The organism is Pseudomonas synxantha, assembly GCF_900105675.1.
Lineage (GTDB): Bacteria > Pseudomonadota > Gammaproteobacteria > Pseudomonadales > Pseudomonadaceae > Aquipseudomonas > Aquipseudomonas synxantha.
In genome coordinates, this window is the sequence record NZ_LT629786.1 from 2,681,673 (window position 1) to 2,696,566 (window position 14,894).

Annotated in this window: 13 protein-coding genes; 6 read left to right on the forward strand and 7 right to left on the reverse strand. The window is 62.9% G+C overall.

Features of this window, described 5'->3' with window-relative positions:
• Positions 1–158 precede the first annotated feature (158 nt).
• Together BLU48_RS12590 and BLU48_RS12595 are read left to right on the forward strand one after the other, a co-directional pair.
• A complete protein-coding gene (locus tag BLU48_RS12590; protein ID WP_057022598.1) occupies positions 159–1,073 on the forward strand; it encodes a GGDEF domain-containing protein in 915 nt (304 codons plus the stop codon).
• 1 nt (position 1,074) lies between these two features.
• A complete protein-coding gene (locus BLU48_RS12595; RefSeq protein WP_057022599.1) occupies positions 1,075–2,112 on the forward strand; it encodes an AraC family transcriptional regulator in 1,038 nt (345 codons plus the stop codon).
• Here BLU48_RS12595 and BLU48_RS12600 read toward each other — a convergent pair.
• The 5 genes from BLU48_RS12600 to BLU48_RS12620 all read right to left on the reverse strand — a co-directional run bounded on the left by BLU48_RS12600 (position 2,099) and on the right by BLU48_RS12620 (position 7,255).
• On the reverse strand, positions 2,099–2,980 hold the full coding sequence (locus BLU48_RS12600) for a LysR family transcriptional regulator (protein ID WP_046072243.1): 882 nt from the start codon (positions 2,978–2,980) through the stop codon (positions 2,099–2,101). The genes BLU48_RS12595 and BLU48_RS12600 overlap by 14 nt on opposite strands.
• Positions 2,981–3,160: 180 nt before the next feature.
• Entirely contained in the window at positions 3,161–3,778 is a 618-nt protein-coding gene (gene ycaC / locus BLU48_RS12605; protein WP_043051487.1) for an isochorismate family cysteine hydrolase YcaC, read from the reverse strand.
• A 24-nt stretch (positions 3,779–3,802) separates the two neighbouring features.
• Positions 3,803–5,641 carry an amidohydrolase gene (locus tag BLU48_RS12610; RefSeq protein WP_057022600.1) on the reverse strand — a complete coding sequence of 613 codons (1,839 nt, stop codon included), beginning with the start codon at positions 5,639–5,641 and terminating at the stop codon, positions 3,803–3,805.
• Positions 5,638–6,228, reverse strand: a complete 591-nt coding sequence (locus tag BLU48_RS12615; protein WP_057022601.1) for an antibiotic biosynthesis monooxygenase — start codon at positions 6,226–6,228, stop codon at positions 5,638–5,640. The genes BLU48_RS12610 and BLU48_RS12615 overlap by 4 nt, the downstream gene beginning before the upstream one ends.
• A 118-nt stretch (positions 6,229–6,346) precedes the next feature.
• The gene (locus BLU48_RS12620) at positions 6,347–7,255 is read right to left on the reverse strand and encodes a LysR family transcriptional regulator (protein ID WP_057022602.1); all 909 of its coding nucleotides are present in this window, start codon (positions 7,253–7,255) and stop codon (positions 6,347–6,349) included.
• Positions 7,256–7,459: 204 nt separating this feature from the next.
• On the opposite strand from BLU48_RS12620, the gene BLU48_RS12625 reads away from it, so the two are divergent.
• Positions 7,460–7,858 (forward strand): helix-turn-helix domain-containing protein, encoded by a 399-nt coding sequence (locus tag BLU48_RS12625; protein WP_043051491.1) that lies wholly within the window; start codon positions 7,460–7,462, stop codon positions 7,856–7,858.
• 58 nt (positions 7,859–7,916) lie between these two features.
• Positions 7,917–10,688, forward strand: coding sequence for an ATP-binding protein (locus tag BLU48_RS12630; RefSeq protein WP_057022603.1), 2,772 nt, complete (start codon positions 7,917–7,919; stop codon positions 10,686–10,688).
• Here the strand turns inward: BLU48_RS12630 and BLU48_RS12635 are convergent.
• Together BLU48_RS12635 and BLU48_RS12640 are read right to left on the reverse strand one after the other, a co-directional pair.
• Positions 10,635–12,089: a winged helix-turn-helix domain-containing protein gene (locus tag BLU48_RS12635; RefSeq protein ID WP_057022604.1), complete on the reverse strand. Its 1,455-nt coding sequence runs from the start codon at positions 12,087–12,089 to the stop codon at positions 10,635–10,637. The genes BLU48_RS12630 and BLU48_RS12635 overlap by 54 nt on opposite strands.
• A gap of 150 nt (positions 12,090–12,239) precedes the next feature.
• Positions 12,240–13,190, reverse strand: coding sequence for a GlxA family transcriptional regulator (locus BLU48_RS12640; RefSeq protein WP_057022605.1), 951 nt, complete (start codon positions 13,188–13,190; stop codon positions 12,240–12,242).
• Between the two features lie 180 nt (positions 13,191–13,370).
• On the opposite strand from BLU48_RS12640, the gene BLU48_RS12645 reads away from it, so the two are divergent.
• Both BLU48_RS12645 and BLU48_RS12650 read left to right on the forward strand, forming a co-directional pair.
• Complete coding sequence (locus BLU48_RS12645) at positions 13,371–14,093, forward strand: pirin family protein (protein WP_057022606.1); 723 nt, start codon at positions 13,371–13,373, stop codon at positions 14,091–14,093.
• Positions 14,094–14,235: 142 nt separating this feature from the next.
• The gene (locus BLU48_RS12650; RefSeq protein WP_082636633.1) at positions 14,236–14,544 is read left to right on the forward strand and encodes a hypothetical protein; all 309 of its coding nucleotides are present in this window, start codon (positions 14,236–14,238) and stop codon (positions 14,542–14,544) included.
• Positions 14,545–14,894: the final 350 nt, after the last annotated feature.

Below are 14,894 nucleotides of genomic sequence, written 5' to 3' on the forward strand. Positions count from 1 at the left end.
TGACTGATACACCGTCATCGGGAGCAAGCCCCCTCCCACATGTTTAATCTTTGTTGCCTGTGAGATGAGCTGATTCGACCCTCGCCCACCGTCATCCAACGGTCACATCCATCTGCTGTGCTGGCGCCCATCGCTCATTCGCCCAAGGAATCGCAGCCATGCCTGGCGTGCTCAAGCCCCACCGCTGGAAACTCTCGTTGCTGCTGGTCGCCGCCAATCTCGGGCTGATCCTGCACTTGGCCTGTGGCGAATTGAAAAGCGTCAGTGAATGGGTGTGGCTGGATATTGTCGGCGAAGGCGGTTCCGCTCTGCTCGCTTTGGTGTGGCTGGGACTGGTGCTCAAAAGCCGCCCCGCAGGGCGCGTCACCAACTACTTGGCGCTGGGCCTGTCGTGCATCTTTTTCTCCTGGTGGATCGACAGCCTCGACGAGTTTATCCGCCTGCCCGACAGCATCACCTGGGACCATTGGCTGGAGTCCGGGCCGATGCCGGTGGGCATGGTTCTGCTGACCATCGGCATCTACCACTGGCACCGCGAACAACTGGCGATCAGCGCGCAGATGGAAAAACGCGAGCGGCTGTTCCGTGAGCATCGGCTGTTCGACAAACTCACGCCGCTGGCCGGCGCCGATTACCTCAAGCGCCAGTTGGCTGACAGCCTGCAAGACAGCCGCGACCAGCAACAACCGCTGTCGCTGCTGGCCCTGGACCTGGACAACTTCGCTGCCATCAACCAGGCCTACGGGCATGCCGAGGGCGACGCGGTACTACAAGCCCTCAGCCATTTGCTGCTGCTCAACCTGCGCCGCCAGGACCTGCTGTGCCGCCTGGCCGGCGACCGCTTTGTGGTGCTGCTGCCCAATACCGGTGAACGCCAGGCAAGGGAGCTGGCGCTGGAGTTGCAGCAGGCAGTGCTCGGCCTGGCCCATAAGACCCGGCACCAAGGCGAACGCCTGCAATTGGCCGCGACTACCGCCGTGGTCATGGCCCTTGAAGAACCGCCCCAGGACTTGCTCAAGCGCCTGAACCTGGCGTTGGCCAGGGCCAAGCAACCGCTTGCGAAAAGTGCCTGAGATGGCCGTGAAAACCAGCTGGTATGAAGCCGACAGCCGCTTCATCCCAGGGCATTTCCAACCCGCCGCGCTGATCGACCTGGCCTTGTCCCGCGACATCGACAGCCATCGCCTGCTGCGCGGCACCGGCCTGTTTCACGAGGACATCCTGGCCGGCACCGCGCACCTGAGCCCGCAACAGTTCTTCGGCCTGATCGGCAACAGCCGCAAGTTATTGGACGCCGACGACAGCAGCTTCTTGTTTGGCCAACGTCTGCTGCCGGGCTATTACGGCGCCGCCAGCCACGCCCTTGGCCATGCGCAGAACCTGCACCAGGCCCTGGAGATCCTGATTCAGCAACAGGTGCTGCTCAGCCCGTTGGCCACCCTGCAATTGGAGCTGGATGAGCATCGCGCCTACCTGTACTGGCTGGACAGTTGCGGCGCCGGCGAGCACTGGCGTTTCCTGCTGGAAGCCTGCATGACCTCGCTGGTTGCCATGAGCCAATGGCTGAGCGGCGAGCGCCTGCCATGGGCATGCAGTTTCAGCCATGCCGAGCCGCGCTATATCGAGCAGTACTGGGTGCACCTGGGCGAAGACACGCGCTTCGAACGCCCGCTGGACATGATGAGCATCCCGCGTGAATACCTCACCCGCCCCTGGCCTGGCGCCTCGGTCACGGCCGGTCAGGTTGCGCGTCGGCAGGCCCGCGAGCAGATCGAACAGCTGGGTTTTGCCGGCAGTTTTCTCGACTGTCTCTACGACTACCTGCGCGACCAGGTACGCCAGCCGCCCAGCCTGGAACAGGCGGCCCTGGCCTTCGCCATGAGCCCGGCGACCCTCAAGCGCAAGTTGAACAAGCACGACACCGGTTTTCAACAGCAGGTGGACCGGGTACGCAAGCAGGTAGCGTTGCACCTGTATCAGCTCAAGGGCTACAGCAACGATGAAGTGGCGGCGTACCTGAACTTCAACGATGCGGCGAACTTCCGGCGTTCATTCAAGCGCTGGACCGGCAGCACCCCGAACCTGATCCGCCAGCTGTTCAACAGCCGCTAGCCAGGCGCTCGCGTAAAAACTCCACCAGCGCCTGCACCGGCCGTGAGCTTTGCCGGTGCTGGGGATACACCGCCGACAGGGTCAGGGCTTCGGGGGCGAAGTCGTCCAGCAGTGTCACCAGGCGCCCGTCTTTCAACGCATCCGCGACAATAAAGGTCGGCAGGTAGGTCACCCCCAGCCCGGCAATGGCGGTATCACGCAACAACTCGCCGTTATTCACGCGCATACGCCCACTGACATTCAACCCCTGCAACTTGCCTTTGAAGCGCCATTGCACCTGGCGACCATGGCCGTAGGGCAGGCAGTCGTGCGCGGTCAAGTCCTCGGGTTTCAATGGCGTCCCGCGCAGCGCCAGGTAATCAGGGCTGGCGCAGTACACCCGCTGCACGCTGGCGATACGGCGGGCGATCAGGGTGGAATCTTCCAGGGTGCCGATGCGCAGCACCAGGTCGTAGCCCTCGCCGATCAAGTCTACCGGGCGGTCGCTCAGGTCGACTTCCACCGACACCTGCGGATGACGTTGCAGGAACAACGGCAGCAGGCAGCCCAGGTGAGCCATGGCGAATGACAACGGCGCGCTGAGGCGGATAGTGCCACGCGGTTCGCTGTTCTGGCCGGCGATGCCCTGCTCCACTTGCTCGACTTCACCGAGCAGGCGCAGGGCGGATTCGTAGTAGCTCTGGCCCAGTGGCGTGACATCCAGGCGCCGCGTAGAACGATTGAGCAGGCGCACACCAAGGCGCTCTTCCAGCTGGATCAGGCGACGACTGACGAATTGCTTGGACAGGCCCAGTTGCTCGGCGGCGGCGGTGAAACTGCCGGACTCCATGACCTGGCAGAACAGGCGCATGTCTTCGAAGGGGTTCATTGTCGCTTCTCGGTGGACGATGGACTGATTTATAACGGGTTCAGAGGCACACCACAAACCTAATGTGGGAGGGGGCTTGCTCCCGATGGCGGTGCTTCAGTCAAAAATGCTGTGACTGACACACCGCCATCGGGAGCAAGCCCCCTCCCACAGGGGATTACCTACATCTGGCAGATCTGCTTATTTGGCGGTGAACGCCGAGTAGCTGTTCATCAGGTTGCGGTAGTTGGGGATGCGCGGCGACAGCAGGTTGGCCAGGCCTTCCATGTCGTTGCGCCAGTCAACCTGCAGCTCGCAGGCCACGGAGAACCAGTTGACCAACTGTGCGCCGGCGGCAGTCATACGTGCCCAGGCGGCCTGTTGCACGGTTTCATTGAAGGTGCCGGAGGCGTCGGTGACCACGAAAACCTCGAAGCCTTCGTCGAGAGCGCACAGGGTCGGGAAGGCTACGCACACATCCGTGACCACGCCGGCAATGATGATCTGCTTACGACCGGTCGCCTTGACGGCCTTGACGAAATCTTCGTTGTCCCAGGCATTGATCTGACCGGGGCGGGCGATGTACGGCGCATCCGGAAACAGTGCCTTGAGCTCTGGCACCAGTGGACCGTTAGGACCGCCTTCAAAACTGGTGGTCAGGATGGTCGGCAGGTTGAAGAACTTCGCCACGTCGGCCAGGGCCAGCACGTTGTTCTTGAATTCGTTGGGGGAGAAATCCTGCACCAGCGAGATCAGGCCAGTCTGGTGATCGACCAGCAGGACAACCGCGTCATCTTTGTTCAAGCGCTTATAAGTCATGGGGTAACTCCTTTGGTTTCTGGATTAAAAGGCAAAGCATGAACAGCCAAACGCACCCCAGAACCCCTGGAAATCGCTGACTGGCACGCTGGAAAGACGGGCTTTTTCATGGCTGTGGGCATGCACGCCGCACGGGCCGCTGCACTGGTGGACCTGGGCCTGCAAGGGCGAGGTCGGACGCCAGTGCCCTGGTACCTTGACCACCGGCGACCAGTCCGGCAGCACCGGCACGCGTGGTGGGGCGAAATCTTCGAAGTCACCCGCGCCGTAGACCACCTTGCCGCCGACCACGGTCAGCACCGATTCGATCCACTTGATGGCTTCCTCGTCGACACTGAAGAAGTCCGCCGACAACGCGGCCACATCCGCCAACTGGCCGACCTTGATCTGGCCTTTCTTGCCCTGCTCGGACGAGAACCAGGCGCTGCCGTGGGTAAACAACTCCAACGCGGTGAGGCGTGGCAGACCCTCGGCGTGCAGCTCCAGGCCACCGACGGTGCGGCCGCTGACCATCCAGTACAGCGAGGTCCACGGGTTATAACTGGAGACCCGCGTGGCATCGGTGCCCGCCCCTACCGGCACGCCTTCGGCGAGCATGCGCTTGATCGGCGGCGTGGCTTCGGCGGCCTTGGCACCGTAGCGCTCAACAAAGTATTCACCCTGGAACGCCATGCGGTCCTGGATCGCAATGCCGCCGCCGAGGGCGCGCACGCGCTCAATGTTCTTCGGGGTAATGGTTTCAGCATGGTCGAAAAACCATGGCAAGCCATTGAAGGGAATGTCGCGGTTAACCTTCTCGAACACATCGAGCATGCGTGAGATGGATTCGTCATAGGTGGCATGCAGGCGGAACGGCCAGCGCTGTTCCACCAGGTGGCGTACCACTGGCTCCAGCTCCTGTTCCATGGTCAGCGGCAGGTCCGGGCGCGGTTCGAGGAAGTCTTCGAAATCCGCCGCCGAAAACACCAGCATTTCGCCAGCGCCGTTGTGACGCAGATAGTCATCGCCCTGATGCAGGGTGACGCTGCCGGTCCAGTTCTTGAAGTCGCTGAGTTCTTCCTTGGGCTTCTGGGTGAACAGGTTGTAGGCGATGCGCACCGTCAACTGTTGGTCCTTGGCCAACTGTTCGATCACCGCATAGTCATCGGGATAGTTCTGGAAGCCGCCGCCGGCATCGATGGCGCTGGTCAGGCCCAGACGATTGAGTTCGCGCATGAACTGGCGGGTGGAGTTGACCTGGTATTCCAAGGGCAATTTCGGACCCTTGGCCAAGGTCGAATACAGGATCATCGCGTTAGGTCGTGCCACCAGCATGCCGGTGGGGTTGCCGTGGCTGTCGCGCACGATCTCGCCGCCCGGCGGGTTGGGCGTGTCCTTGGTGTAGCCGGCCACCCGCAACGCCGCACGGTTGAGCAAGGCGCGGTCGTACAGGTGCAGCACAAACACCGGGGTGTCCGGCGCGGCCTGGTTGAGTTCTTCGAGGGTGGGCATGCGTTTTTCGGCGAACTGGAATTCGTTCCAGCCGCCGACCACGCGCACCCATTGCGGCGTAGGAGTACGGTCGGCCTGGTCCTTGAGCATGCGCAAGGCATCGGCCAGGGACGGCACGCCTTCCCAGCGCAGTTCGAGGTTGTAGTTCAGCCCGCCACGGATCAGGTGCAGGTGCGAGTCATTGAGCCCGGGGATCACCGTGCGGCCCTTGAGGTCGATGACCTGGGTGCCGCTGCCGCGCAGGGCCATGGCTTCACCGTCGGTACCCACGGCGACAAAGCGCCCCTCACGAATGGCGACGGCGGTGGCGCGTGGGTTTTCCCGGTCCACGGTGTGGAACTGGCCATTGAACAGAATCAGATCGGCGTTCATAGGGTTTCCTTTACAGAAGGTTGAAGCCAGGGAGCGAACAAGCGGGTGGCCGCCGGCATCAGCAGGTAGACCACCAACAGCACAATGGTCAGGGTGATCAGGAAGGTGGAGACCACATAGTTGGACAGCAACGGGTGCAGGCGCAGGATCGGCCCCCAGATAAACGGCAGGAGCAAGGTTTGCGGCAAAATCACGCACAGGCTGACCACTGCCTGTTTCCAGCGCGGCGGCTGGACAGCGCCCTCGGCCTGGGTCGCGAACCAGAACTCATTGACGGCGCCGATTTCAGTCTGGTCGCCGTCCGCCAGCATCGGCGCGGCTTCGTCGATCAGGGCCTGGCGTTGGGGGGAATCGAGCCACAGCTCCAGGGCATCGGTGGAGCGATAGCGCAGCACACAGGTGAACAGCGCCATACCGTTCTGCCGGCTGCGCACCACATCGACGCCAAGATGGCCGGGGCGTTCGCCAGCGATGCGCACGATACGGCGCAGCCAGGCTTCGTATTCGGTTTCGCATCCGGGCTTGACCCGGTGCTTGACCACCAGCGTGACGACTTCGTCAGGGCTGGTCTTGGGTGTTGGGTCCATGGTTGGGTGACTCCCCCGCAGGATTGAGCGATGGGAGGAGTTTGCCGGGGCCAGGGGTGTGCGGAATTGGATGTATGTGCTGTTTGGGTTTCTTGGAGAACGGGGATGTGGACGGAAGTCAGTGTGCCACCGACATATGCTCCGCAATCCGCCCTCGTAACCAGCGTTCCGCCGGGTCATTGTCATGCACCCCGCTCCACACCATCGACAGCTCCGCTGCGTCAATCGCAAACGGCGGGTCTTCGGCGCGCAAGCGGGTGCCCTCGGTCAAAGCGCAGGCCGCGTAATCCGGCACGGTGGCGATAATCTGCGTGCCCGCCAGCAGTGCGCGCAACCCGCTGAACTGCGGTACAGCCAGCACCACACGGCGCGAGCGGCCGATGCGTGCCAGGTCGAGGTCGATATTGCCGCTCAAGTCCCCTGAAAACGACACCATCGCATGGGGCCTGGTGCAGTAGTCATCCAGGGTCAACGGCGCCACGCCGTCATCGCCGCGCAGTACCTTGCAGGGGATGTCCCGCAGTTTCTTGCGCTTGGCATTGGCCGGCAGTTCGGTGGTGTAGCTGACGCCCACCGAGATTTCACCGCTGGCCAGCAGTGCCGACATCAACAGGTAATTGGCCCGGCGCACCACCACAATGATACCCGGTGCCTCTTCGCGCAGTTGGCTGAGCAACGCCGGAAACAGCCCGAACTCGGCGTCATCGGACAGGCCGATGCGAAACACCGCGCTGCTGCTGGAAGGGTCGAAGTCCTTGGCGCGGCTGACGGCGCCCGAGATGATGTCCATGGCCGGTTGCAGCTCCTTGAGTATCGCCACCGCACGGGGCGTGGGCTCCATGCCGCGGCCGTTGCGCAGCAGCAGTGGGTCGTCGAACAAGTCGCGCAAACGGCCCAATGCGGCGCTCACCGCCGGTTGGCCCATAAAGAGTTTTTCGGCGACCCGGGTCAGGTTTTTTTCAAACATCAAGGCTTCGAAAATCACCAGCAGGTTCATGTCGACGCGGCGCAGGTCGTTGCGGTTCATGGCGGTATCCAAACGTTTTCCAGACGGTCAGGGAAGCATATTCGCAATACCCGCGATTGCATGCCTGTGCTGTCTTTTCTACGCCTGCAACTGGCGAAATTAACAACGATTAACTCGTCAGGCCGGTGCTCCTGCACCAAGAATGCAGGCGTCTACACTGCACTCATCCACCGGGAACGCTCCCATCGACTACGGATATCTGTCATGGCCCGACTCGAGCAATACGCCCCACGTTTGTCCGCCACCGGCGGCCTGTGCCCCCGGCGCGAACGAATAGCCAAGCAACTGATCCTCGCCAACCTCGGCGAAAGCCTGGCTATCGCCGACCTGGCCCAGGCCTGCGCCTTGTCGCGCAGCCACTTTTCCCGCGCATTCAAATGCACCACCGGGCTATCGCCCCAGGAATGGATCCGCCAGCAACGCATCCAGCGTGCCAAGGAGTTGATCACCGGTTCGTCCTTGAGCCTCACGCAAATCAGCCTGGAATGTGGTTTCTGCGACCAGGCGCACTTCTGCCACATGTTCACGCGCAGCGAAGGCGTGAACCCGATGACCTGGCGAAACCACCAGTCGCGCCACAAGCCTTTGGTGATCGCCGCCTAGTGGTCTTCACGCACCTGGAATATGCTGGCCCATCTTCGACTCCGGAACCTGGGCAGCCATGACTGACTTGAGCGACCAGGCCGTGCACTTCGGCCCCTACCGTGTCCACCCGCGCCAGCGCCTGGTGCTGGAAGCCGGCCGCCCGCTGCGCCTGGGGCGGCGGGCCGTGGATATTCTGCTGGTCCTGCTGGAGCACGCCGGCAATGTGGTGAGCAAGCAGGAGCTGATCTCGCGGGTCTGGCCCAAAACCGTGGTGGAAGACGGCAACCTGCGGGTGCACATGGCCGCGTTGCGCAAGGCACTGGGCGATGGCCAGGCCGGGCAGCGCTATATCGTCACGGTCGCTCAGCGCGGCTACAGTTTTGTTGCGCCACTGAGCATTGAACCGATGACGCTACCCACAGGTGGCATGCCCCAGCGCCCGAGCCATAACCTGCCGTTGCGGCGTACGCGAATGATCGGCCGCCAAGCCCTGATCGACGCCCTGGTGCAGCAACTGCCGCAGCAGCGCTTCATTACCTTGACCGGCGCCGGTGGCATCGGCAAGACCACCGTGGCCCTGCGCGTCGCCGAGTTGTTGATCGGGCATTACCGTGACGGCATTCATCTGCTGGACCTGGCGCCACTCAGCGCAGCCTCGATGATCCTGCCCAACCTCGCCGCGCTCCTCGACCTGACACCCGCTGCGAATGCACCGCTGGTCAGCTTCGCCCGTAGCCTGCAGGCACGCCAGATGCTGCTGGTGATCGACAACTGCGAACACTTGCTCGACGACATCGCCCTGATCAGCGAAACCCTATTGCGCCATGCGCCGCACCTGCACATCCTCACCACCAGCCGCGAAGCCCTGCGCGCCGACGGTGAATATGTGCAACGCCTCGAGCCGCTGGCTTGCCCGCCCGCCACCGGCAACCGTGCCCAGGCCCTGGGTTACCCGGCCATGCAATTGCTGGTCGAACGGGCCATGTCCCATCAGGACAGCTTTGCCCTCAGCGAAGCTGACCTGCCCCTGGCGATTGATATCTGCCAGCGCCTGGACGGCATTCCCCTGGCAATTGAACTGGTGGCCGCGCAAATCGAGCGTTTTGGCTTGCAGGGGCTGCTGGTACAGATGGAAGACAATTTCCGCCTGCTGACCCGCGGGCGGCGCAGCGCCCTGCCGCGCCAGCAAACCCTGCGGGCCACCCTCGACTGGAGCTTTGACCTGCTCGGCGAGTGCGAAAAAACCTGCCTGCGCCGCCTTGCGGTTTTTCGCGCAGGCTTCAGCCTGGCCAGCGCCGCAGCGGTGATCGCCGGAGAAACGATCGCCCCCGCCGAAGTGCTGGGCTCCATCACGCAATTGGTGGCCAAGTCTTTGTTGAATGTGGAAGCCGGCGATGACGAGATGGTGTATCGCCTGCTGGATATCACCCGCACCTATGCCCTGGAAAAGCTCAGCCTCGCCGGCGAATTGCCAGCCACTCGAGAGCGCCATGCGGCACGCTGCCTGGCGCTGATGGAACAGGCCCGGACCGACTGGGAACTGCTGGCCACGCAGCCTTGGCTCGACCGCTATGCACCGTTGCGCGAAGACGTGCGCGCCGCACTCGACTGGGGCTTTGCCGAGGATGTCGGGCACTTGCTGGCCATCCGCCTGACGGTCAGCGCAATGCCCCTGTGGCAGGAATTGTCATTGTTGCGTGAGCATGGCGGCTATGTGGACAAGGCACTGGCGCTGATAGGCCAGGTCGATACGCCCTGCACGCAACTGATCCTTCAATTGCAATTGGCCCTGGGCAGCCTCTCCTACCACGCCATGGGCGCTGCGCCCCGCACCATTGCAGCCTTTGTCAGTGCCGAACGCCTAGCCCTGGCACGTCGCGACGTTGCAGGGCAACTGCGGGCGGTCTCCGGGCAAATGGCTGTAAACCTGTGTGCCGGGCGCTATGCCCAAGCACTGCAACAAAGTCTGCAGTTTGATCGCCTCGACCCGCGCACCGAGCCGTTGCTGGAGTTGAGCGCCCAACGACTGCGCGCATTGGCCCAGCATTACACCGGGGACCAGGCGCTCGCCCGACACAATGCCGAGCAAGTGCTGCAGCGCATGAGCCACAGCGGCCATGTGAACCGGTTCGCCCATGGCGTCGGGGTGCAATACGATCAAAGCGTGGCGTCCTTGACCCTGCTGGCGCGGATCCTGTGGTTGCAGGGTTTTCCCGATAGTGCCTGGCGCACCGCCAGCCAGGCGCTGGAGCTGGCCCTGCAGATCAATCATGGCACGTCGATCTGCTACACCCTGGCCCTGGCCGGGGTCGTCATCGCCCGCTACAACGGCGCCGAAGACGATGCGCAAGCCCTGCAAAGGCTACTGCTGGAACAGTCGCACAAGCATTCGGCGCAGTTGTTCCAGACCTGGGCCGGGCATTACGCCGGTATCCTGGTCGACCAGGATTTGCAGGGACTGGGACTGATCGAGGACACCCTGATCACATTCGGCGCCGACGAAGTCAATGAAGCAGCCTTCGAGCGCGCACGCGCAGGCTCTGCGGGCTGGTGCGCGCCTGAAATCCTGCGGGTCTGTGCCGAACAGTGGGTGCAACGGGGCGACAGCCGCGCCGCTGAAGCCCTGTTGCTCGAAACCCTGGGCCTGGCGCACCAGCAAGGTGCCTTGGCCTGGGAACTTCGCTGTGCGACTTCCCTGGCACAACTGTGGCAACAGCAGGGGCGCTTGCAGGCCGCGCGGGACCTGCTGGGTTCAGTCTACGGGCGATTTACCGAAGGCTTCACCACCCGTGATTTAGTCCGCGCAGGCAGCCTGCTCGACCAGTTGCAGGACAAACGGCCGGCCTGAAAAAGCGCCCACACATGGCTCGTAGCCCTGCTGCAAACGCTCGACCTGACGCGGGTCACGCAGTTGCGCCAGGGCATAGCTGCGCACGCAGTTGAGCAGGCGGTAGCGGCGCTGCGGGCCTAGCCCAGGTTCGACGCTCAGCAGCGAGACATTGACCAGGCGCGCCAGCAGATACGCCAGGTCGGCGTGCTCAAGCTCGGTCCCGCTCACCAGCTCGCTCAAGGCAGGCAAGGTCACTGCCATCTTGAACAACCCCAACTGCAGGAACAGCCAGCATTCCGGCAGGCTCAGGCGTTCGTAGCTCCAGTCCAAGGCAGCAGTCAGTGATCGATGGTGTTCCACCGCCGTGCGGCGCCCGCGGGTCAACGTCTGCAGCCCCATGCGCAATTGTCTCTGCACACCGCTGATGCCCAATGCGTCGACTTGGGCCGCTGCCAGTTCGAGGGCCAACGGGATACCGTCCAGGCGCCGGCAAATATCGCGTAGCGCTGCCAGATCCTGATGCCGCAATACAAACCCCCGCTGGCTGGCACAAACCCGAGCGATGAACAGCTGCACCGCGGGACAGGCCATGGCCTGCTCGACACTGCTCAATGCCGAGGGCGACGGCACGGCCAGCCGCGGCACGCGCAGCACCCACTCGCCGGGGGCCAGCAAGGCTTCGCGGCTGCTGACCAGCACGCTGACGCCGGGCGCCCGTTCGCGCAATGCGCGCACCAGCTTGCGACACGCCCCCAACAACAGGTCGGCACCATCGAGTACCAGCAGCAGCTGGCGCGAGGCCAATTGGCGGCACAGCTCATCAAGGCGCTCGCACTGCTGTAGTTGCAATACCGTGGCCAGACTGCTGAGCAGTTCGTGGGGTGCATGCATGCGGGTCAGGTCGACCCACCACGCCCCGTCGCGATAGCGGGGCAATACCCGCTCGGCCAAAGCCAGGGCCAATGTACTTTTGCCAATGCCGGCCATCCCGGTGAGCGTCAACAGCCGCTGCCCGGGCAAGCGTCGCGCCAGCACCCGCACAAGCTCATCGCGGCCACATACTGGGCTGAGCCGCGCCGCCAGGTTGTGCTGTGGCAGTAACGTCGGCGCCGAGCCTTGCACGGGGGCGACGAAACAGTAGCCGCGCTGGGGGTGATTGAGGATCAGGCGTGGCCCGTCGAGCGCCCGGCGCAATGCGGCAATGTGCACGCGCAGGTTATTGTCCTCGACGACGCTGTTGGGCCAGACCCGCTGGATCAAGGTCGCCTTGCTGATGAATTGCCCAGGCGCCTCGAGCAGCACCGCGAGAATATCCAGGGCGCGTCCGCCCAGCGCCACCGGCAGGCCCGCCTTGCTGACCAGGCGCTGTTGCCGATGAAAAGTGTAAGGGCCGAAGCTGATCGCCGCAGAGTTGTGCATGTCCGCTAAAAGCGCTGGAACACCCGTGCTTGAGTGCCTGCGCGTCCTTTTCCATGGGCTCGGCGCTATCTTGCCAGCTGGCGATGACAGGGCAATGCTGGCACGGGGAGCGATACGGACAATCGAGTGCCCTGGACGGACATTGTGTCGTTAACTGAACTGTTGTCGGTATTGGGTAGGGTTCAGGCCAAGCTTCTCACTGAACAGAAAGCGCATATGCCGCACGCTGCCGAAGCCTGCGTGGAACGCCACGGTCTTGAGCGGCAGGTCGGTGGTTTCCAACAAGTGCCGGGCACGGTCGATGCGTGCGCCCTGCAGGAACGCCATGGGCGTCATCTGCACGTCCTTGGCGAACAGTCGCGCAAAATGCCGTGCACTCATGCCGGCCAGTTCGGCCATGGACTCGATGGTAAAGGCTTGCTCCAGATGCGCCAGCACATGGTTCTGAACGCGGGTGATCGCGGTTTCCTGGGGCGCCACGGCAGCGGTCATCGGGCTGAACTGGGCCTGACCGCCCTGGCGTTTCATCACCACCAGCAGCACCTTGGCTACATCCACCGCCACTTGCTTGCCGTGGTCCTGGGCAACTACCGAAAGGGCCAGGTCGATACCGGCGGTGACGCCACCCGAGGTGATCAGGCGCCCGTCCTGCAAGTAAATGCGATCGGTCTCGACAATGGCGTTGGGGAACGCCTTGATCAAGCGCTCGGTGTAATGCCAGTGGGTGGTCACGCGGTGCCCGTCGAGCAAGCCCGCATGCCCGAGCACGAAGGCGCCGGTGCAGATCGAGCCGAAACGCCGGGACCGTGGCGCCGCTGTTTTCAGCCAGGGCAGCAGCGCGGGATGGCATTCGTTATAGGCGCCCGGGCCGCCCGGCACCAGCAGCAGGTCATAGGCGGCATGGTCCTGCTCCAGCAGCAAATCGGTCTGCACCATCACCCCGTTGGAGGCCCGCAGCGGACCGGGCTCAGTGCCAATGGTCAGGATCTGATAGTGGTCGGCTGCCGGCAGGTAGCGGTTGGCAATCGAAAACACTTCCAGCGGCCCGGCCATGTCGAGCAGCAGGAAGTCCGGGAACAGCGCCATGGCCACGGTTTTCATAAGCGGGGAAAGTCCATTGAACAGAAATGCGGCGGGCATTATGGCATGACTTTGAGTGTCAACCAGAGGGAGACAGTTATTCTATTTTCACCTCGTTAATGAATAATTCGATAACCATTAATCTTCTCCTCACCCAAGCGCCCTGCATCTCGCAGCCTGCGCTCACTTGAGGACTGGACCATGCTGACCCTTCGCAAAGCTTCCGAACGCGGCGCCGCCAATCACGGTTGGTTGAAGTCGTTCCACACCTTCTCTTTCGCCAACTACTGGAACCCCAACGAACAGGGTTTTTCCGACCTGCTGGTCATCAACGATGACCGCGTCGCCGCCGGCAAAGGCTTTGGCCAGCACCCGCACCGCGACATGGAGATTTTCTCCTACGTGCTCGAAGGCGCCCTGGAACACAAGGACACCCTGGGCACCGGCTCGGTGATCCGCCCCGGCGATGTGCAGTTGATGAGCGCCGGCAGCGGCGTGGCCCACAGTGAGTTCAACCACAGCCAACGCCTGGGGGTGCACTTCCTGCAAATCTGGATCGTGCCCAACGAGGCCGGCGCCAAGCCGCGCTATCAGCAGGAACACTTCAGTGAAGCGCAGAAGCGCGGGCGCTTGCAGTTGATCATCTCCCCGGACGGCGCCAATGGCTCGCTGAACGTTCGCCAGGATGCACGGGTGTATGCCGGGCTATTCAACGGCGACGAAAGCACACGCCTGGAGCTGGCGCCGGATCGCTACGCCTACGTTCATGTGGCGCGCGGCAGCGTTGAACTCAATGGCCAACGCTTGCAGGAAGGCGACGGTGTGCGGGTGCGTGAAGAGCGCCAGCTTCGCCTGAGCCATGGCGAGGACGCCGAGGTGCTGGTGTTCGACCTGCGCCCCAATGAGCTGCCGCAGATGCCGTGACGCTTGCAGTGATGGTTCGGCAAGGACCATCGCTGGCATCGATAGTCACCATCAGCGCAATGAAGTTCTCTTAAAAAAACCAACGCGTAACATCAAACCCATGCCAAACGGCACCCAACCAAGACACTCGGAGCACACCATCATGAAACGCCAACTCTTGCTTAGCCTCGCTTTCTCGGTACTCGCTGCAAACGCTTTTGCCCACCCGGTAGTCGCCGAAGGCGGCTCGGACCGCCTGATAGAAACCCGCGTTGCCGAAGGTGGCGCGGATCGTTTGCAGGAACGTGGCCTGGCTGAAGGCGGTGCGGATCGCCTGCAGGAACGTGGCCTCGCCGAAGGTGGTGCGGATCGCCTGCAGGAACGTGGCCTCGCTGAAGGTGGTGCGGAGCGCCTGCAGGAACGTGGCCTCGCTGAAGGTGGTGCCGAACGTTTGCTGAGCACCCACGTATAACCCCGCTCTGTTGGCGGGACACCCCAAACCGGCCTGATCAGCCGGTTTTTTTTCGTCTGCGATTTGCATGGATATCGCAAAATCCTGCATCGCCCAACGCCAACCACGATGCGCAGCGAGCCGCTCTTGATCTTGATCTGCTTTTGATCTCAGGCGCCCCGTTAAACCACGCTGGCCGGAATTCGACAGGGATTTGGGGGGTAAACCGGCAGGGATGCCGGTTTAGCCGCCCCGCGCCATGGATGGCGCGTGGCGGCGGCCCCCCAAATCCCTGTCGGATTGCGGGCACACCGAGCCTAAGCGAGGTGCCGAGTGGTGGGGCAAGAGCGTTTGGTTACTTTGCGCTTTTC